Origin of the sequence: Serratia sp. CY84636 (assembly GCF_052166245.1) — a bacterium.
Taxonomy (GTDB): domain Bacteria; phylum Pseudomonadota; class Gammaproteobacteria; order Enterobacterales; family Enterobacteriaceae; genus Serratia; species Serratia nevei.
The window spans coordinates 2034128-2053488 of sequence record NZ_JBJNOX010000002.1; the positions used below are offsets into that span (position 1 = coordinate 2034128).

At 60.3% G+C, this 19361-nt stretch carries 21 protein-coding genes; 9 read left to right on the plus strand and 12 right to left on the minus strand.

What is annotated here, in order from left to right:
* Positions 1 to 10: 10 nt before the first annotated feature.
* On the minus strand, positions 11 to 1036 hold the full coding sequence (gene zipA / locus ACJ8QI_RS14105) for a cell division protein ZipA (protein WP_149571667.1): 1026 nt from the start codon (positions 1034 to 1036) through the stop codon (positions 11 to 13).
* Positions 1037 to 1257: 221 nt separating this feature from the next.
* On the opposite strand from zipA, the gene cysZ reads away from it, so the two are divergent.
* From cysZ to crr, 5 genes are all read left to right on the plus strand, one after another.
* Complete coding sequence (gene cysZ / locus ACJ8QI_RS14110) at positions 1258 to 2016, plus strand: sulfate transporter CysZ (RefSeq protein WP_049198406.1); 759 nt, start codon at positions 1258 to 1260, stop codon at positions 2014 to 2016.
* Positions 2017 to 2201: 185 nt separating this feature from the next.
* The gene (gene cysK, locus ACJ8QI_RS14115) at positions 2202 to 3170 is read left to right on the plus strand and encodes a cysteine synthase A (protein WP_038881303.1); all 969 of its coding nucleotides are present in this window, start codon (positions 2202 to 2204) and stop codon (positions 3168 to 3170) included.
* Between the two features lie 399 nt (positions 3171 to 3569).
* The gene (gene ptsH, locus ACJ8QI_RS14120) at positions 3570 to 3827 is read left to right on the plus strand and encodes a phosphocarrier protein Hpr (RefSeq protein WP_004936458.1); all 258 of its coding nucleotides are present in this window, start codon (positions 3570 to 3572) and stop codon (positions 3825 to 3827) included.
* A 46-nt stretch (positions 3828 to 3873) separates the two neighbouring features.
* Positions 3874 to 5601 carry a phosphoenolpyruvate-protein phosphotransferase PtsI gene (gene ptsI / locus ACJ8QI_RS14125; protein WP_015378671.1) on the plus strand — a complete coding sequence of 576 codons (1728 nt, stop codon included), beginning with the start codon at positions 3874 to 3876 and terminating at the stop codon, positions 5599 to 5601.
* A gap of 49 nt (positions 5602 to 5650) precedes the next feature.
* A complete protein-coding gene (gene crr / locus ACJ8QI_RS14130; protein ID WP_004936467.1) occupies positions 5651 to 6160 on the plus strand; it encodes a PTS glucose transporter subunit IIA in 510 nt (169 codons plus the stop codon).
* A 76-nt stretch (positions 6161 to 6236) separates the two neighbouring features.
* On the opposite strand, the gene ACJ8QI_RS14135 is transcribed toward crr, so the two are convergent.
* The 10 genes from ACJ8QI_RS14135 to ACJ8QI_RS14180 form a co-directional block, all read right to left on the minus strand.
* Positions 6237 to 7562, minus strand: coding sequence for an ATP-binding protein (locus ACJ8QI_RS14135; RefSeq protein ID WP_442532677.1), 1326 nt, complete (start codon positions 7560 to 7562; stop codon positions 6237 to 6239).
* A 6-nt stretch (positions 7563 to 7568) separates the two neighbouring features.
* Positions 7569 to 8249, minus strand: coding sequence for a response regulator transcription factor (locus ACJ8QI_RS14140; RefSeq protein WP_038881296.1), 681 nt, complete (start codon positions 8247 to 8249; stop codon positions 7569 to 7571).
* Positions 8250 to 8506: 257 nt separating this feature from the next.
* Positions 8507 to 9388: a cysteine synthase CysM gene (gene cysM / locus ACJ8QI_RS14145; RefSeq protein WP_033638551.1), complete on the minus strand. Its 882-nt coding sequence runs from the start codon at positions 9386 to 9388 to the stop codon at positions 8507 to 8509.
* Between the two features lie 81 nt (positions 9389 to 9469).
* Positions 9470 to 10558 carry a sulfate/thiosulfate ABC transporter ATP-binding protein CysA gene (gene cysA, locus ACJ8QI_RS14150; protein ID WP_063988895.1) on the minus strand — a complete coding sequence of 363 codons (1089 nt, stop codon included), beginning with the start codon at positions 10556 to 10558 and terminating at the stop codon, positions 9470 to 9472.
* Positions 10548 to 11423, minus strand: a complete 876-nt coding sequence (gene cysW / locus ACJ8QI_RS14155) for a sulfate/thiosulfate ABC transporter permease CysW (RefSeq protein WP_025303787.1) — start codon at positions 11421 to 11423, stop codon at positions 10548 to 10550. The genes cysA and cysW overlap by 11 nt, the downstream gene beginning before the upstream one ends.
* Positions 11423 to 12262: a sulfate/thiosulfate ABC transporter permease CysT gene (cysT, locus tag ACJ8QI_RS14160; protein ID WP_019453852.1), complete on the minus strand. Its 840-nt coding sequence runs from the start codon at positions 12260 to 12262 to the stop codon at positions 11423 to 11425. The genes cysW and cysT overlap by 1 nt, the downstream gene beginning before the upstream one ends.
* The gene (locus ACJ8QI_RS14165) at positions 12263 to 13285 is read right to left on the minus strand and encodes a sulfate ABC transporter substrate-binding protein (RefSeq protein WP_047730138.1); all 1023 of its coding nucleotides are present in this window, start codon (positions 13283 to 13285) and stop codon (positions 12263 to 12265) included. It abuts the gene before it with no gap.
* Positions 13286 to 13486: 201 nt separating this feature from the next.
* Positions 13487 to 14386, minus strand: a complete 900-nt coding sequence (locus ACJ8QI_RS14170) for a Dyp-type peroxidase (protein WP_060419825.1) — start codon at positions 14384 to 14386, stop codon at positions 13487 to 13489.
* 182 nt (positions 14387 to 14568) lie between these two features.
* A complete protein-coding gene (locus tag ACJ8QI_RS14175) occupies positions 14569 to 15156 on the minus strand; it encodes an RpoE-regulated lipoprotein (protein ID WP_038881279.1) in 588 nt (195 codons plus the stop codon).
* 156 nt (positions 15157 to 15312) lie between these two features.
* Complete coding sequence (locus ACJ8QI_RS14180) at positions 15313 to 15777, minus strand: DUF2919 domain-containing protein (protein WP_060439267.1); 465 nt, start codon at positions 15775 to 15777, stop codon at positions 15313 to 15315.
* Positions 15778 to 15952: 175 nt separating this feature from the next.
* Between ACJ8QI_RS14180 and ACJ8QI_RS14185 the strand changes: the two genes are divergently transcribed.
* Positions 15953 to 16351, plus strand: a complete 399-nt coding sequence (locus ACJ8QI_RS14185; protein ID WP_049198414.1) for a YgiW/YdeI family stress tolerance OB fold protein — start codon at positions 15953 to 15955, stop codon at positions 16349 to 16351.
* A 42-nt stretch (positions 16352 to 16393) separates the two neighbouring features.
* On the opposite strand, the gene ACJ8QI_RS14190 is transcribed toward ACJ8QI_RS14185, so the two are convergent.
* Positions 16394 to 16819 carry a GNAT family acetyltransferase gene (locus ACJ8QI_RS14190; protein WP_004936504.1) on the minus strand — a complete coding sequence of 142 codons (426 nt, stop codon included), beginning with the start codon at positions 16817 to 16819 and terminating at the stop codon, positions 16394 to 16396.
* A gap of 204 nt (positions 16820 to 17023) precedes the next feature.
* Here ACJ8QI_RS14190 and amiA point away from each other — a divergent pair, with 204 nt between their 5' ends.
* The 3 genes from amiA to ACJ8QI_RS14205 all read left to right on the plus strand — a co-directional run bounded on the left by amiA (position 17024) and on the right by ACJ8QI_RS14205 (position 19346).
* The gene (gene amiA, locus ACJ8QI_RS14195) at positions 17024 to 17905 is read left to right on the plus strand and encodes an N-acetylmuramoyl-L-alanine amidase AmiA (RefSeq protein WP_442532678.1); all 882 of its coding nucleotides are present in this window, start codon (positions 17024 to 17026) and stop codon (positions 17903 to 17905) included.
* A gap of 65 nt (positions 17906 to 17970) precedes the next feature.
* On the plus strand, positions 17971 to 18891 hold the full coding sequence (gene hemF, locus ACJ8QI_RS14200; RefSeq protein WP_060419818.1) for an oxygen-dependent coproporphyrinogen oxidase: 921 nt from the start codon (positions 17971 to 17973) through the stop codon (positions 18889 to 18891).
* Positions 18891 to 19346 carry a YaiI/YqxD family protein gene (locus ACJ8QI_RS14205; RefSeq protein WP_004936514.1) on the plus strand — a complete coding sequence of 152 codons (456 nt, stop codon included), beginning with the start codon at positions 18891 to 18893 and terminating at the stop codon, positions 19344 to 19346. Before hemF ends, ACJ8QI_RS14205 begins: the two co-directional genes overlap by 1 nt.
* Positions 19347 to 19361 lie beyond the last annotated feature (15 nt).

The following is a 19361-nucleotide window of genomic DNA, read 5'->3' on the forward strand; positions in this document are numbered from 1 at the left end:
GGCAACCCGGTCAGGCGTTGTTTTCCAACACTTCACGGATACGCGCTTTGTAGGTTTCCAGCTTCTGCGGCGTCATCATGCGGCGCTCGTCGTCCAGCACCACGCCGCCCACGTCGTCGGCGATGCGCTGTGCCGACTGCAGCATCAGCTTGAAGTTCTGATTGGCGTCGCCGTAAGACGGCACCATCATGAACATCGACACGCCCGGCGTGGAGAAATCGGACATCATGTCAGGATCGAACGACCCCGGCTTGACCATGTTCGCCAGGCTGAACAGCACCGGGCCGCTGCCGGCCGGGCTGATATGGCGGTGGAAGATGCCCATCTCGCCAAACTGGAAGCCCGCCTGCAACACGCTCTGCAGCAGCACTTCGCCGCCGATTACGCCGCCCTGATGGGCCGCGACGTGCAGCACCAGCACGGTCTCTTTCAGCTTGGCCTGAATGGGCGCAGCCGCCGGCTGTTGTGGCTGTGGCGCAGGCTCCTGCGCCGGCTTCACTTCCGGTGCCTGCTGCACAGGGGCCGGCTCGGCGTGGAATGCCGGTTCCGCCCCCTGCGGCGCCTCATGTTCATGCGGCAGATCGTCGACGCGCGGCTCACGGCGCGCGGCCGGTTGCGGTTGCTGCGGCTCGGCCTGTTCTTCGTTCGGCGCGTAGTTGTTCAGCAGGATGTCATCATACTCCGGCCGCTGAGACAGCGGAGGCGGCGTCTGATGGGCAGCCGGCTGAACGGCGCGGGGCGCAGGCGCAGCCGCCGGAGCGGGCTTCGGCGCGGCCACGGGTTCTTCGCGTGCGGCATCGAAATGGCCGAATGACGGCTCGTCTTGCGGGTGAGCGGCGCGTACGCGCACCTCACCGACGCCTTCTTCGAGATCGTCGATCGGAGTTTGTTCACGTTCCTTTTGGGAACGTTTGGCTGGGCGATCGCGGAAGAGCGCTGACCGTTCTTTGCGACTGGTCCACAGACCGTGCAATAACAGCGCTATTATGGCGATCGCGCCAACAACGATTAATATCAGACGCAAATCCTGCATCATTGCTATCTCTGTTGTTCCAATACATTGCCACCGCGGCAAACATTCACTCTTTAACTCTATTTGCCCGCGCACACAAGTGCAAGTCCGTGCTGAACTTTATGCCAATAAAGATGATTATACTGCCTTTTTCTGCTGGTTTTTCAGCCAACCCTACCCTAGCCAGTGGAAAATCATCCCTATATGATAATGATGCCTGTTCAGACAACGAGATAACTTAAGATATGTCCTATACGCAGCCCCCTGCCCGCTCAACCAGCGGCATTCACTATTTCGCCGAAGGCTGGCGCCTGATTTCGCGCCCGGGGATTAAACGCTATGTGGTCCTGCCGTTGCTGGTCAACGTGCTGCTGATGGGCTCCGCTTTCTGGTGGCTGTTCAGCCGGCTCGGCGACTGGATCCCGGCGATGATGAGCCACGTTCCCGACTGGCTGCAATGGTTGAGCTACCTGCTGTGGCCGCTGGCGGTCATTTCGGTGCTGCTGGTGTTCAGCTATCTGTTCAGCACCATCACCAATCTGATTGCGGCGCCGTTCTGCGGCCTGCTGGCCGAGCAGCTCGAAGGCAGCCTGACCGGCAAACCGCTGCCGGACACCGGCCTGCTCGGCATCGCCAAAGATCTGCCACGCATCATGGCGCGCGAATGGCGCAAGCTGATGTATTACCTGCCGCGCGCGCTGCTGCTGCTGGCGCTGTACTTCGTGCCCGGCATCGGCCAGACGGTGGCGCCGGTGCTATGGTTCCTGTTCAGCGCCTGGATGCTGGCGATCCAGTATTGCGACTACCCTTTCGACAACCACAAGGTGAGCTTTGCCGACATGCGCCGCGCCTTGCGCCAGCACAAAACCGACAACCTGCAGTTCGGCGCGCTGGTCAGCCTGTTCACCATGATCCCGATCCTCAACCTGGTGATCCTGCCGGTCGCCGTCTGCGGCGCCACCGCGATGTGGGTCGATCGCTACCGCTCGCAATTCGTCCGATAACCGCCGCTTTTTGCCGCCGATAGCGCGGGAATTTTCGACAGGGCGCGCATTTCGCGCCCTTATCATTGTGCTTAAAACTTATTTCCTAATAACATATAGATATACCAATTCTTTACTTCCCTGCCGGTACTGTTAGCGTATGCTTTCGATGTTCCCCACATTTTCATAGAGTTAAAGGACGGGCTATGAGCAAGATATATGAAGACAACTCATTAACAATCGGCCATACGCCGCTGGTTCGTCTGAACCGTATCGGCAACGGACGCATTCTGGCCAAGGTTGAATCACGCAACCCGAGCTTCAGCGTCAAATGCCGCATCGGTGCCAATATGATTTGGGATGCGGAACAACGTGGTGTGCTGACCGCCGGTAAAGAGCTGGTGGAGCCGACCAGCGGCAACACCGGCATCGCGCTGGCCTTCGTGGCCGCCGCGCGCGGTTACAAGCTGACGCTGACCATGCCGGAAACCATGAGCATCGAGCGCCGCAAGCTGCTCAAGGCGCTCGGCGCCAATCTGGTGCTGACCGAAGGGGCGAAAGGCATGAAAGGCGCTATCGCCAAGGCCGAAGAGATCGTCGCCACCGATCCGAACCGTTACCTGATCCTGCAACAGTTCAGCAACCCGGCCAACCCGGCCATCCATGAAAAAACCACCGGCCCGGAAATCTGGGAAGACACCGACGGTGAAGTCGACGTGTTCATCTCCGGCGTCGGCACCGGCGGCACGCTGACCGGCGTCAGCCGCTACATCAAGAACACCAAAGGCAAGGCCATCACTACCGTGGCGGTCGAGCCGACCGACTCGCCGGTCATCAGCCAGGCGCTGGCCGGCGAAGAGCTGAAACCGGGCCCGCACAAGATCCAGGGCATCGGCGCCGGCTTCATTCCAGGCAACCTCGATCTGGACCTGGTGGATCGCGTCGAGAAGGTCTCCAACGACGAAGCCATCAGCATGGCGCGTCGCCTGATGGACGAAGAAGGCATCCTGGCGGGCATCTCCTCCGGCGCAGCGGTCGTGGCGGCGGTGAAACTGGCCGAAGAACCGGCGTTCGCCGACAAGACCATCGTGGTGATCCTGCCCTCTTCCGGCGAACGTTATCTGAGCACCGCGCTGTTTGCCGATCTGTTCACCGAGCAGGAATTGCAGCAGTAATTCCACCACTGCACAAATCGCTAAAAAAGCACCCTGCGGGGTGCTTTTTTGTGGACTGGATCAAACTTTATAGCAGTCCAAGATTGCTTTTGCCCGTCGGCTTTAGTATTTAACGGTGCATTATTTCGATGCGCAAAATTAATCACCCCCCGAGCCCGGTCAAGGCTGAATCGATTTACTCATCTGTCGCCGACGCGTCGAATCGGGCATAATGGGGAGCGGATTGGAACGACGTCTAAAGCCGAGTTTTTTGATCTGAAGTGCCTAACGCGTCGTTTTCTGTTGCATCAACGTTCGCCCCTGTCCATAGTCAGGCGCTATAACCAGACAAGCTAAAGTCAGGCCCCTGGGCTAAACTTTAGCTCCACAACATTAATCCAATAAGTTGGGGAAACATCAATGTTCCAGCAAGAAGTTACTATTACCGCTCCGAATGGTCTGCATACTCGCCCTGCCGCTCAGTTCGTTAAAGAAGCCAAAGGCTTCACGTCTGACATCACCGTGACCTCCAACGGCAAAAGCGCCAGCGCTAAAAGCCTGTTCAAACTGCAAACTCTGGGGCTGACTCAAGGGACCGTAGTGACCATCTCCGCTGAAGGTGAAGACGAGCAGAAAGCCGTTGAGCACTTGGTAAAACTGATGGCAGAGCTTGAGTAATCGGCCCGTCTTTTTAGTTAACACCAGTCAAGAGTAAGGTAGGGTTATGATTTCAGGCATTTTAGTATCACCGGGCATCGCTTTTGGTAAGGCTCTCTTGCTGAAAGAAGACGACATTGTCATCAACCGGAAAAAAATCTCTGCTGATCAAGTAGAGCAGGAAGTCTCGCGTTTTCTGGCCGGCCGCGCGAAAGCGTCCGAACAGCTGGAAGCGATCAAGACCAAAGCTGGCGAAACCTTCGGCGAAGAGAAGGAAGCTATCTTCGAAGGCCACATCATGTTGCTGGAAGACGAAGAGCTTGAGCAGGAAATCATAGCCCTAATCAAAGACGATCTGGCCTCCGCAGACGCCGCCGCCTACACCGTGATCGAAGGTCAGGCGAAAGCGCTGGAAGAGCTGGACGACGAATACCTGAAAGAGCGCGCCGCCGACGTGCGCGACATCGGTAAGCGCCTGCTGCAGAACATCCTGGGCATGCCGATCGTCGATCTGGGCTCCATTCAGGACGAAGTGATCCTGGTGGCCACCGATCTGACCCCGTCAGAGACCGCGCAGCTGAACCTGGACAAAGTGCTGGGCTTCATTACCGATCTCGGCGGCCGGACTTCCCACACCTCTATCATGGCGCGCTCCCTGGAGCTGCCGGCGATCGTCGGTACCAGCGACGTGACCAAGCAGGTGAAAAACGACGACTACCTGATTCTGGATGCGGTTAACAACAAAATTTACGTTAACCCGACCGCTGACGTTATCGATCAGCTGAAAGCCGCCCAGAACCAATACATCACCGAGAAAAACGATCTGGCCAAGCTGAAGGACCTGCCGGCGATTACGCTGGACGGCCATCAGGTTGAAGTCTGCGCCAACATCGGCACCGTGCGCGACGTCGCGGGTGCAGAGCGCAACGGCGCGGAAGGCGTCGGCCTGTATCGTACCGAATTCCTGTTCATGGACCGCGACTCGCTGCCGACCGAAGACGAGCAGTTCCAGGCTTATAAAGCCGTGGCGGAAGCCATGGGCTCGCAGGCCGTGATCGTCCGCACCATGGACATCGGCGGCGACAAAGACCTGCCGTACATGAACCTGCCGAAGGAAGAGAACCCGTTCCTCGGCTGGCGCGCCATCCGCATCGCGATGGACCGCCGTGAAATCCTGCACGCCCAGCTGCGGGCCATCCTGCGTGCCTCGGCGTTCGGCAAACTGCGCATCATGTTCCCGATGATCATCTCCGTGGAAGAAGTGCGCGACCTGAAAGGCGAAATCGAGACGCTGAAAGCGCAACTGCGCGAAGAAGGCAAGGCGTTTGACGAGAGCATCGAAGTGGGCGTGATGGTGGAAACACCGGCTGCGGCGGTCATCGCTCACCACCTGGCGAAAGAAGTCGACTTCTTTAGTATTGGGACAAACGATCTAACCCAGTATACTCTGGCGGTAGATCGCGGCAACGAGCTGATTTCTCATCTCTATAACCCGATGTCCCCATCAGTGCTTGGCCTGATCAAACAGGTTATTGATGCATCTCACGCGGAAGGCAAGTGGACCGGCATGTGCGGCGAACTGGCTGGCGATGAGCGTGCTACACTGTTGTTATTGGGCATGGGGCTGGATGAGTTCAGCATGAGTGCGATTTCAATCCCGCGCATCAAGAAAATTATTCGTAACACGAATTTCGAAGATGTGAAGGCGTTGGCAGCGCAGGCCTTGGCACAGCCAACGGCACAAGACCTGATGAATTGCGTCAATAAATTCATCGAAGAAAAAACGCTCTGCTAAACTTCCACGACACTGGAACGCCGCCCAATTTAATGCTTAGGAGAAGATCATGGGTTTGTTCGATAAACTGAAATCTCTGGTTTCTGATGACAAGAAAGACACGGGCACTATCGAGATCGTCGCTCCCCTTTCTGGCGAAATCGTCAATATCGAAGATGTGCCGGACGTAGTGTTCGCTGAAAAAATCGTTGGCGACGGTATCGCCATCAAACCGGCCGGCAACAAAATGGTTGCTCCGGTTGACGGCACCATCGGTAAGATTTTCGAAACCAACCATGCATTCTCTATCGAATCCGACAGCGGCATTGAGCTGTTCGTCCACTTCGGCATCGATACCGTAGAACTGAAAGGCGAAGGCTTCAAACGCATCGCCGAAGAAGGTCAGCGCGTCAAGAAAGGTGACGTGGTTATCGAGTTCAACCTGCCTCTGCTGGAAGAGAAAGCCAAGTCTACCCTGACGCCGGTCGTTATCTCCAACATGGACGAGATCAAAGAGCTGATCAAACTGTCCGGCAGCGTGACCGTTGGCGAAACCCCGATCATCCGCATCAAGAAATAATCGCGAATGAGCAAGAAAAACGGCGCCCTCGGCGCCGTTTTTTTTATCTCCTTCGTCGTATCCCGATTTCGCTACGTTATGACGGCCAGCGCGGGATACGCAGGGTAATGACCAGCCCCTCTTTATCGCCGTTGCGCGCCTCAACCTGGCCGCCGTGCGCCAGCACCACCTTGCGGGTGATCGCCAGCCCCAGGCCGTAACCCTTGCCCGACAGCGCCGACTTCACGCGCACGAACGGATCGAAAATGCTCGACAGCTTCGCCTCCTCGACTCCCGGCCCCTGATCGCTGACCGCGATCTGGAACTGGTTATCAACGCGCGTCAGCGCCACCGTCACCCGCTGGCCGTGGCTGGAAAAGCGCAGCGCATTACGCACGATGTTATCCACCGCTCGCCGCATCAGCTCCGCATTGCCCTTGACGGTGTACTCCACGTCCGACTCGGCCTGCAGCACGATATCCACGCCGGGCACCTGCGCCTCGTAGCGTGCATCGCTCACCACCGCATCCACCAGGCCGTACAGATCGAAATACTCCTCGTCCGGCAGGCTGCTGTGTTCGGCGCGCGACAGCGCCAGCAGCTCGCCGATCATCTTATCCAGCCGCCCCGACTCGTGTTCGATGCGCTTGAGCGAGGTTTCGACGTTGCCGGCATTCTGCCGCGCCAGGCCGATCGCCAGCTGCAGGCGCGCCAGCGGCGAACGCAGCTCGTGCGAAACGTCATGAAGTAACTGCTCGCGGGCGCTGACCAGCAGCTCCAGCCGCTCAGCCATGGTGTCGAAATCGCGCGCCACGTCGGACAGCTCGTCATGACGGCGGCGCATTTTCGGGAACAGCCGCACCGACAGATCGCCCTGCGCCACCCGATCCAGACCGCCGCGCAGCTGACGCATCGGCCGGGTCAGGTTCCAGGCCAGCACGGCGCTGAACAGCAAACCGCCCAGCCCGCCGACCCACAGCATCGGCGCAGGAATGTTGAAGAAATGGGAACGCCGCTCCGGCCAATACTCTTCCCGCAGCCCGCGCACGTTATAGCTCAGCCAGTATCCCTGCCCTTCCCCGGTCTGCACCCAGGCAGAGATTTCCTTCGGCATCCGCCGCCCTTCAAATACCGGTTCTTCCGGCGCGGGCGGCGGCGGTTGGGTCATCGGCGTCACCGACAGCAAACGCCTGTCGTCCTCGGGCCAATCGCGCATCAGGGCTTCCAGCGCCGGCATGCCGCCGCTGCGCAACTGGGTAGCCGCCGAGGTCAGCTGCAGGCCGATGACCCGCCGCGCCATGGCGTTTTCCGGCGGCACATAGCGGTCGCCATACAAAGAAAACGCCACCCACAGGGCCTGCGTCATGATGAGGAAGGTCAGCCAAAAGCCGAGCAAAATTTTCCAGAACAGTCTTCCGCGCATGTCAGGTTACCGAATGCGATAGCCGATGCTGCGCACCGTCTCGATGCTCAGCGTATTGCCGGCCAGCGCGCTCAGCTTCTGGCGGATATTGCTGATATGCACGTCCACGCTGCGATCATAGGCCTCGCGCGGGCGCCCCAGCCCCTTCTCGGACAATTCATCCTTCGACACCACGCGATCCGGCGCGCGCAGCAACAGCTCCAGCAGATTGAATTCCGAAGCCGTCAGATCAAACGCCTTACCGCGCCATTCGCTGCTGCGGGTTGAAGGGTTCAGCGTCAGCTCGCCGAAGCTGATGGCGGCTTCGTCGTCCGCCTCCTGCGGCCTCTCTTCGAAACGGCGCAGCACCGCGCGCAGACGCGCCACCAATTCGCGCGGGTAGCACGGTTTGGGCATGTAATCGTCGGCGCCCATCTCCAGGCCAATCACCCGATCGATGTTGTCGCCTTTGGCGGTCAGCATGATGATCGGCAGCCGGCTCTTTTTACGCACGTCGCGCAGCACGTCGATGCCGCTCATGTCCGGCAGCATGATGTCGAGGATCATCGCGGTATAGTCGCCCGACAGCGCGCCCTCAACCCCCGCCTTGCCGGTCAGCACCAGCGTGGCGTCGAAGCCTTCGCCGGTCAGGTATTCGCTCAGCATGGTGCCAAGCTCCAGGTCATCGTCGACCAGTAAAATTTTCATGCCTTGCTCCTTCACCGATTTTCGTTATTTTCCCGCCAATTCCGCCGGCCCGCAGCCGGTTTTACTCAATCCTTACACATCGAGGTTCGCGTCTCGCCATCGTTAGTGTGGCTGCTGTCGCGCAATTTCTCTACTTCTGTCAGGGTATTGGCATGCCGACAGGCGCTGGCCATCGCGCAGGCGGGCCGGCTATGCCGTCGGTCAAAAGGGAAGTGAGAAGGGTTTTCCCGGCGGAACGCACCGCCGGGAGGGCACATTCAGTCGAACACGCCGGTGGAGAGGTAACGGTCACCTCGATCGCAGACGATCGCCACCACGACGCTGCCGGGATGGGCCGCCGCGACGCGCAGGGCGCCGGCTACCGCGCCGCCGGAGCTGACGCCGCAGAAGATGCCTTCACGCTGCGCCAGCTGGCGCATGGTCTGCTCGGCATCGCGCTGCTCGATATCCAGCACCTGATCCACCAGCTCCGGGCGGAAAATGCCCGGCAGGTAAGCGGGCGCCCAACGGCGAATGCCGGGGATGCTGCTGCCTTCTGCCGGCTGCAGGCCGATGATCTGCACCTGCGGATTCTGGCTCTTCAGGTAACCGCCCACGCCGGTAATGGTGCCGGTGGTGCCCATGCTGGAAACGAAGTGGGTGATGCGCCCTTCGGTCTGGCGCCAGATCTCTGGGCCGGTGGTGGTGAAATGGGCGTAGGGATTGTCGAGATTGTTGAACTGATCCAGCACCTTACCCTGCCCCTGGCGCTGCATCTCCAGCGCCAGATCGCGCGCCCCTTCCATTCCCTGTTCACGGCTGACCAGGATCAGCTCGGCACCGTAGGCGCGCATCGCCGCCTGCCGCTCCAGGCTCATGTTCTCTGGCATCAGTAGCTTCAGCGTATAGCCTTTCAATGCAGCAATCATCGCCAGCGCAATGCCGGTGTTGCCGCTGGTGGCCTCAATCAGCACGTCGCCGGGCTTGATCTCGCCGCGCAGCTCCGCCTGCTGGATCATCGCCAACGCAGCGCGATCCTTCACCGATCCCGCCGGGTTATTGCCTTCCAGTTTGACCCATACCTCGCTGCCCGCCTGGGCGGCCAGCCGTTGCAGTTGTACCAGCGGGGTGTTCCCGATGCATTGTTCGAGCGTTGTCACGATCTTTGCCTGTGTGTTGGTGTGCGTAAAGTAAAAAGGCAACCCGGGGGTTGCCTTGAAGAAAAGGGCTGCTAAAACCTATCAGGCGCTTTTGGCTAACGCAACAGGTTGCAGCAGTTGATCGCCGGCATACAGCCGCGCATTGAGGCTGCCAACGTAGTAACGGCCGCCGCGCACCGGCGTGGCGTTGCCCTCCGGCAGCACTAGGCTTATCGGTTCCTGATGCCAGCCGATCGGCTGCACCGTCAGCTGCCAGAAGTGGCCGCGCGGGCTGACTTCCAGCACCTGAACCGGCAGCGGGCAGCGCTCGCTGCTTTCGGTCGCCACTTCCATTTCCCACGGGCGCAGGAACAGATCGACGCTGCCCTGGTGCATCGGCTGGAACGACAACGGCCACTGGTGCGCGCCGACGAACAGCTGAGAGCCGCGAATTTCGCCGTTCAGGCGGTTCACTTCCCCCATGAATTCCAGCACGAAACGGCTCGCCGGTTCGCGCATGATTTCGACCGGCGACCCGACCTGTTCGATATTGCCCTGGCTCATCACCACGATGCGGTCAGCCACTTCCATCGCCTCTTCCTGATCGTGGGTAACGAATACGCTGGTGAACTTCAGCTCTTCGTGCAGTTGACGCAGCCAACGGCGCAGCTCTTTGCGCACCTGTGCATCCAGCGCGCCGAACGGTTCGTCCAGCAGCAGGATTTGCGGTTCCACCGCCAGGGCACGCGCCAGCGCCACACGCTGTTTCTGGCCGCCGGACAGCTGCGACGGATAGCGGTTGGCCAGGTGGCCCAGTTGCACCATCTCCAGCAGTTGGGTGACTTTCTGTTTGATCGCCGCGGCGTTCGGCCGCTCGCGGCGCGGCAGCACGGTCAGGCCGAAGGCGATGTTGTCGAACACCGTCATGTGGCGGAACAGCGCATAGTGCTGAAACACGAAGCCCACGCGCCTGTCGCGCGCGTGCATGTGGCTGACGTCGGTGCCGTGGAAGCCCAGCTTGCCGCCGCTCTGGCTTTCCAGCCCGGCGATGATGCGCAGCAGCGTGGTCTTGCCGGAACCGGACGGCCCGAGCAGCGCCACCATCTCGCCAGAAGCAATATCGAGCGAGATATCGTTCAATACCTTGGTGCGACCGAAGTACTTGTTGATGCCGTTAATCTCAATGCTCATGATTTTCCTCCCGCTCGAGACGCGCGTTTTGACGTTCCAGACGCCACTGCAGCGCGCTCTTCAAAAATAGAGTAACGATCGCCATCAGGGTCAACAGGGCGGCGGCGGTAAAGGAGCCGACGGTGTTGTAATCCTGCTGCAACAGCTCGACCTGCAGCGGCAGGCTGTAGGTTTCGCCGCGAATCGAACCGGACACCACCGACACCGCGCCGAACTCGCCGATGGCGCGCGCGTTGGTCAGCACCACGCCGTACAGCAGCGCCCAGCGAATGTTGGGCAGCGTCACGCGGCGGAACATCTGCCAGCCGGACGCCCCCAGCAGAATCGCGGCCTCGTCTTCCTGGCTGCCCTGGCTGAGCATCATCGGCACCAGCTCGCGCACCACGAAGGGGCAGGTAACGAAAATGGTCACCAGCACCATGCCCGGCCAGGAGAACATGATCTGGATGTTATGCGCATCCAGCCAGCCACCCAGCAGGCCATTGCTGCCGTAAAACAGCAGGTAAATCAGCCCCGCCACCACCGGTGAAACGGCGAACGGGATATCGATCAGCGTCAGCAGCAGCTGGCGGCCGGGGAAGGTGAAGCGCGTCACCAGCCACGCCAGCAACGTGCCGAACACCAGGTTGAACGGCACGGTGATCAGCGCGATCAAGACCGTCAGCCAAATGGCGTGCAGCATGTCCGGATCGAGCAAGTTGCTCCACATCGCGCCGAACCCTTTGGAAAAGGCCTCGGCGAAAATCGACATCATCGGCACCACCAGCAGCAGCACCGAGAACAGCGTGCCGATGGCGATCAGCGTCCACTTGCCCCAGTTGACGCGCGGGCGCTCGGCGCCGTTGAAGGCGGAAACATCGGCCATCAGTGCCCTCCTCCCAAACGTCTGCCGAAGCGGCTTTGCAATACGTTAATGCTGAACAGCAGCAGCAGCGACGCCGCCAGGATCACCGAGGCGATGGCGCTGGCCGCCGGGTAATCGAACTCCTGCAAACGCACGAAAATCATCAGCGAGGTCACTTCCGTCTTCCAGGCGATGTTGCCGGCGATGAAAATCACCGCGCCAAACTCGCCCAGGCTGCGGGTAAAGGAGATGGCGGTGCCGGCCAGCAATGCCGGTGCCACCTCGGGCAACACCACGCGGCGGAAACTCTGCCAGCGCGTAGCGCCCAGCGTCTCGGCCGCCTCTTCGTATTCCGGCCCCAGCTCTTCCAGCACCGGCTGCACGGTGCGCACCACAAACGGCAGGCTGGTGAACGCCATCGCTACCGCGATCCCAAGCCAGGTAAAGGTGACCTTGATGTCGAAGTGCGCCAGCCACTGACCGTACCAGCCAGTGGTGGAAAACAGCCCCGCCAGCGTCAGGCCGGCCACTGCGGTCGGCAGTGCGAACGGCAGATCGATCAGGCCGTCCAGCAGCGAACGACCGGGAAAACGGTAGCGCGTCAGGATCCAGGCCATCAGCATGCCGAACACCGCGTTAAACAGGCTGGCGACGCCGGCCGCCAGCAGCGTCACTTTATACGCCGCCACCACCTGCGGGTTGGAAATTACTTCCCAGTATTGCGCCAGGCTCATCTGTGCCAGCTGCATCACCAGCGCGGTGAGCGGCAACAGCAGGATCAAACAGGTATAAAACAGGCTGCTGCCGAGGCTGAGGCCAAATCCGGGCAGCACCCGCTTACTGGACGACAACGCCAACATTTACTTGCGCCCTGCCGCTAACAGCTGATCCAGCTCGCCGCCGGTGGCGAAGTGGGTTTTCATCACCTGCGGCCAGCCGCCGAATTGATCTTCCACGCGGAACAGTTGGGTGTCCGGGAATTGCCCCTTCGCCGCCGCCATCGCTTTCTGGTCATACACGCGGTAGTAGAAGCTGGTGATCACCTGCTGCGCCGCCGGGCTGTAGAGATAGTTCAGATAGGCTTTGGCCGCCTGTTCGGTACCGTTGCGCTCGACGTTTTTGTCGACCCAGGCCACCGGGAACTCCGCCAGAATATCGACCGGCGGCACGATCACTTCGTACTTGTCCTCACCGTACTGCTTGCGGATGTTGTTCACTTCGGACTCGAAGCTGATCAGCACGTCGCCCAAGCCGCGCTCGACGAAGGTGGTGGTCGCGCCGCGGCCGCCGGTATCAAACACCAGCACGTTTTTCAGGAAGCGGGTCATGAAGGCGCGGGTCTTGGCCGGATCGTTGCCGTCGGCCTGATTGGCGGCGCCCCAGGCGGCCAGATAGGTGTAACGGCCGTTACCGGAGGTTTTCGGGTTAGGGAACACCAGCTTCACGTCGTCGCGCACCAGATCGTTCCAGGTGTGGATGCCCTTCGGGTTGTCCTTGCGCACCAGAAACGCCATGGTGGAATAGAACGGCGAGCTGTTGTTCGGCAGGCGCGCCTGCCAGTCCGCCGGGATCAGCTGCCCGCGATCGTGCAGGATCTGCACGTCGGTCACCTGGTTGTACGTCACCACGTCGGCACGCAGGCCCTGCAGGATCGCCAGCGCCTGCTTGGAGGAACCGGCGTGCGATTGTTTAATGGTCAGCTTGTCGTTCGGATGCTGTTGATTCCACTGCTGTTCAAAGCCGGGATTCAGCGCGACGAACAATTCACGGGAAACGTCATAAGAGCTGTTCAGCAATTCCGCCGCCGACGCGGCGCCGCTCGCCAACAGCGCAGCCGCCAGCCAACCTTTCAGCACGAGATTTTTAACCCGGTTTTGTTTCATTCTGCACCTTATCACTGAGTCATTCCTTCAGGCTTTCGCCTTATTGACGACCAGTGTATTTATAACTCGGTGCGGAGCTGTAACGCTTTTATATACCGTTTAGTGATTTACAAGCATCAAACGCTATAAGACAGGGAATGCGAGGCGTTTTCGGGGCGGGAAAACGGGCCGAAGCCGGGCGCGCCGGCTTCGGCAACGGCGTCAAAGTGACAGCAGGCGCGTCAGCGATGGCGCAAAGTAGTAGCTGCCGGTAACCGCACGGCTGAAACGCAGCATCGCGTCGCGTTTGCCGTCCAGATCGCCGAACATGCTCAGCAGCTGCTGCTCGATATTGTGCAGGCGTGCGCAATAGGCGATGAAGAACAGGCCGTGCTTGCCGCTGGCGGTGCCATAAGGCAGGCTCTGGCGCAGAATTTTCAGGCCCTTGCCGTTCTCTTTCAGATCGACGCGGCTGACGTGCGAGGTATCCGGGCGCTGATCGGCCGGCAGCTCTTCGCTGTCTTGCTTGGTGCGACCGATGATCTGCTCCTGCTGTTCGGTGGTAAAGCGCTGCCACTGGCGCAGGTTGTGCTCGTAGCGCTGCACCAGCACGTAGCTGCCACCTGCGTCCTCTTCGCCTTCGGCGATCGTCGCCACTGCCGGGCGCTGCTCGCCCTGCGGGTTTTCGGTACCGTCGATGAAACCGCTCAGATCGCGCTCTTCCACCCAGCGGAAACCGTGGGTTTCTTCTTCAATCTTGATGGCGTTGCCGAACGCCGCCAGTGCCGCCTGCGCCAGCGTGAAGTTGACGTCGTGACGCAGCGACTGAATGTGGATCAGCATATCGCGCTGGGTGGCCGGTGCCAGCCCTTTGCCGAGCGGCGTGAACGGCTTCAGCTCTTTCGCGCCCTGGCCGTTGGAAAGATCGTGCCAAACGTCATAGCCGAAAGCGATCACCGCGCCGAGGCGCGCATCGGGAAACTGCTGCTGCAGCTCGCTCAGCGTCTGACAAAACTGTTTGCAGCCCTGGCGCAAGTCGGCGAATTCGCCCTGTACGGTGGCTTCCATAAAAATGGCGAAACGGCAGTGCTCCAGCAGAATGCCGCTCTGAACCTGTGTCATGTTGTTATCCTCAATACCAGAATCCGGCAACAGGTAAGGTATGGCGGTTGACGCGCGGGTTCCCTGTTACAAACGCGCGCTATCATACCGCAAGCACGGGCGATTGCCTTGCAGCAGCGCAAAGAAAATAGGGGTAATGGCTTGAAAAGGCAGGCGCCGCGAACCGGCGCCCGTTGAACACATTACTGCTGCGGCTTGGCGTGCCAGATGATTTTGCTGACCGTCCAGCTTTTCAGGGTGTCGTCCGGCGGAATGATATCCTGCGCCCCGGCCCACTTGCCGCTGAAGATATAGGTAACGTACTTGCTCTGCTCCGCCACGCACTCCACTTTGCCGGCGTCTTCGCCGCTGCCCGGTTTACAGGAGCCAAACGCCTTGCTGTACATATCGCCGAACGGCGTGCCGAGCTTGTTGCCCCACTCCGTCGCCACTTTCTGATCCATTACGTCTACCCGCTGCACGTGCCCTTTCGGCTCGCCGGTGATCACCAGCTTCACTTCGTCGCCGGACAGCGCCTGGTAATAAGAGACGATCTGGCCGTTGCTGGTCGCCATGCCGCCGCGCAGGCGGTAGTTGCCGTCCAGCCCGTCGTTGATGGCGCTTTCCGACATCGGCGTGCCGGCGTTGAGCTTGCCGACGCCCTTGGCGCCGACCTCCAGGCTGCTGCCGAACCAGTTGAACGGCGACAGGCTGGACCAGGAGAAATTGGACATGCTCGAACAGCCGGTCAGTAACAGCGGAAGCCCTAACAACAGGGGGCGAATATTCATCTCTAGCTCCTTAAACATCAATGGCACGGGGCGGTAATCCGCTCCTGCCGCACTCGGCGTTTTGCTGCGTGCCAGCCTCTCACAACGGCCCGCACTACGCCAACGGTTGCCAGCTTGGAGTGCGGAAAATGCGAAAAGTGCCGCACTTCTCGGCAATTAGTCGGCGTGCTCCGCCGGCGCAAAACAGGCTTTCAGGCGCGCATTCAACAGCAGATAGCTCAGCGCCAGCGCATCGAGCAGCGCCAACGCCAGCTCCAGCCCCGGCGCATCGCCGTCCTGGCGCCACAGGCTGAACAGCGAGCCGCCGAGGGACGCCAGCACGGAGATAATCAGCCCCCAACGCCAGCCGCGCCACAGCCGCGGCCATTGGTGGCGGCGGCCGCTCAGCAAAAACGCCAGCGCCGCCGGCAGGCCGAGCAGCATGCCGTACCAAAAGCGTTGGGTATCCGGATAAAACAGCGCCAGCAAGCTTTCACCCTGCTCACGCGAAGCGCCGGCCATCACGAACAGCAGCCAGGTGCGCGCCTGCAGTATCAGCACGGCCCAAAATCCCAGCGGCAGCCGCAGCGCGCCGTGCTGGTCGTAATCGTCCGGGGAAAACCGGGGTGAGAATGGCTTCAACGATCGTTCCTTGCCAACAGAATAAAGACTATGGCTACAGATGGGCGCCGGCGGCGTGAATTTCAATGCGTCGGCTTAAGAAGCTCTTAAGATCGGCGTGTTTTAATCCTTATCACTGAGCAAGCAACCCGATATCAGCGGGATGTGATTTTCGATAACGATAAGGAAGCGCAACATGAAAAAACTGACTCTGGCCGCTCTGATCGCGCTGTGCAGCGCACCGGTACTGGCGCAACAAGGCGGGTTCCTCGATCCGGCCGCGCCGCAGGCCCAAACGCAAACCACCGCACAAGGCGGTTTCTCCGGCCCCAGCGCGGCGCTGACCACCGTGGACAAGGTGAAATCGATGAGCGACGACACCTGGGTGATGCTGCAGGGCAACATCGAGCAGCGCATCGGCGACGAAACCTATACCTTCCGCGACGCCACCGGCACCCTGACGGTCGATATCGATCGCAAACGCTGGAACGGCCAAACCGTTACGCCGAAAGACAAGGTGCAGTTGGAAGGCAAAGTGGATAAAGACTGGAGCAGCGTCGAAGTGGACGTGAAAACCGTCAAAAAGCTGCCATAATGCACTGTGGCGGGCGGTGCAACGCCGCCGCCCGCCGCTCGATCAATATTCCTGATCTTCGATCAGCCGCTTGCCCAGGCTGGTGATACCCTGGATCTCGTAGCCGAGCTTCTCGTACATCTCGACCACCGTGTCGTTGTCTTCGCGCACCATAATCTGGATCTTCGGGCAGCCGCGGGCGATCAGCTTCTTCTCCAGACGATTGATCAACGCATTGGCGATGCCGCGCCCGCGATAGTCGGGATGCACCCCGAGGTAATACGCCGAGCCGCGGTGGCCGTCATAACCGCCCATCACCGAACCGACCACTTCGCCGCCGACTTCCGCCACCAGGAACAGCTCCGGATCGTGGTTCAGCTTGCGCTCGATGTCCATTTCCGGATCGTTCCAGGGCCGCAGCAGATCGCAGCGCTCCCACAGGGTAATGACCTCTTCAAAGTCGTCTTGTCGAAATACGCGAATTTCCATCGATGTTGGCCGCTGTTAATTAAGGTGTTTATCTGATTATCGCGTGATTATTCACTTACGCAATATCAAACTGCGATTTACCGCGCTATTTGCCCAGAAATCGCCGGTAACAGGCGTAATAAATGGAAATAGTTATCGGGTCGATTAATGATTATCAATACGATATAACGTCGCAAAATAGAAACGTCGATGGAGCGTTGCGTAATGAAAAAGCAGGGTAAACAATTCCTCAATCTTAAGCCGCTTACCGTTTCCCCGACGCGACGCCAACTTTTGCTTTCCGGCCTGGCGGTAGCGCTGTTCGGCGTGAAAAACCGCAGCGCCAGGGCGGAAGGCCTGCTGCGCAATCAGCACAGCAAACCGGCGGCGAAACCGGCCGGCGGCAAAAAGCTGGTGATGATCGATCCCGGCCACGGCGGCATCGACTCCGGCGCGGTCGGCCACGAAGGCTCGCAGGAAAAACACATCGTGCTGGAAATCGCCAACCACGTGCGCCGTTTTCTGCATGAGCATGATCACGTCGAAGCGCGCCTGACGCGCGAAGAAGACGAATTCATTCCGCTGTTCCAGCGGGTGGAGATCGCCCACCAGCACCAGGCCGACCTGTTCATTTCGATTCACGCCGACGGCTTTACCAGCCCATCGGCCTCCGGCGCTTCGGTGTTCGCCCTCTCCAACCGCGGCGCCAGCAGCGCCATGGCGCGCTACCTGTCCAACCGTGAAAACGCCGCCGACGACGTGGCGGGCGGCAAGTACAAGGATCAGGACAACTACCTGCAGCAGGTGCTGTTCGATTTGGTGCAAACCGACACCATCAACAACAGCCTGACGCTCGGCCGCCACGTGCTCGGCCAGATCCGCCCGGTACACCACCTGCACAGCGACAGCACCGAACAGGCGGCGTTCGCGGTGTTAAAATCCCCATCCATCCCCTCGGTGCTGGTGGAAACCTCGTTCATCACCAACCCGAACGAAGAGCGGCTGCTGGGCACCACCGCGTTTCGCGAGAAAATAGCCCGCGCCATCGCGGACGGCATCGTCAACTTCTTCGACTACTTCGACGCCCACCAGCGCAAACCCCGCTGATGCCGCGGGCGGCGAATAAGAGTATACTCAGCGCCTTGTTCAGCCAGACGCTATAAAGACCCCGCATGAGTTTACCTAACATCGCTGAAGTAAAATCCTTCCTGCTGGCGCTGCAGGATCATATCTGCGCGCAGCTCGCCCAGGCCGACGGCGGCGCCGTGTTCACCGAAGACCAATGGACGCGTGAAGAAGGCGGCGGTGGCCGCAGCCGCGTGCTGACCAACGGCGCGGTGTTCGAACAGGCGGGGGTCAACTTCTCGCACGTCTCCGGCGCCACCCTGCCGGCCTCGGCCACCGCGCACCGTCCGGAACTGGCCGGGCGCAGCTTCCAGGCGATGGGCGTCTCGTTGGTTATCCATCCGCTCAGCCCTTATGTGCCCACCAGCCACGCCAACGTGCGTTTCTTCATCGCCGAAAAGCCGGGCGAAGCGCCGGTGTGGTGGTTCGGCGGCGGCTTTGATCTGACGCCGTTCTACGGCTTCGAAGAGGATGCCGTGCACTGGCACCGCACCGCGGCCGAACTGTGTGCGCCGTTCGGCGACGAGGTCTACCCGAAATACAAGCAATGGTGCGACGATTACTTCTTCATCAAGCATCGCAACGAAGCACGCGGCATCGGCGGCCTGTTCTACGACGATCTGAACACCCCGGACTTCGACCACTGCTTCGCTTTCACCCGCGCGGTGGGCCAGGGCTTCCTCGACGCCTATCTGCCGATCGTCGAAAAACGCAAGGCCTTGAGCTGGGGCGAGCGCGAGCGCCAGTTCCAGCTGTACCGTCGCGGCCGCTACGTGGAGTTCAACCTGGTGTGGGATCGCGGCACGCTGTTCGGGCTGCAAACCGGCGGGCGCACCGAGTCCATTCTGATGTCGATGCCGCCGCTGGTGCGTTGGGAATATAACTACCAGCCGGAAGGCGACAGCCCGGAAGCGGCGCTGGCGCGCGATTTCCTGCCGGTGCGCGACTGGCTGCAGGAGCCGAAATGATGCAGATTTGGGTCGATGCGGACGCCTGTCCGAACGTGATCAAAGAGGTGCTGTTCCGCGCCGCCGATCGTACCGCCATCACCGTGACGCTGGTGGCGAACCAGCCATTGCGCACACCGCCGTCGAAGTACATTCGTTCATTGCAAGTCGCGGCCGGCTTCGACGTGGCCGACAACGAGATCGTGCGCCGCTGCGAAGCGGGCGATCTGGTGATCACCGCCGACATTCCGCTGGCGGCGGAGGTGATAGAGAAAGGCGCGGTGGCGCTGAACCCGCGCGGCGAACGCTATACGCCGGACACCATCCGCGAGCGCCTCAACATGCGCGATTTTATGGATACCCTGCGCGCCAGCGGCATTCAGACCGGCGGCCCGAACGCGCTGAACCAGCGCGACCGCCAGCAGTTCGCCAACGAGCTGGACAAATGGCTGCTGCAGGCGAAACGGGCGCAGTGACTGCGCCCTGCTCCG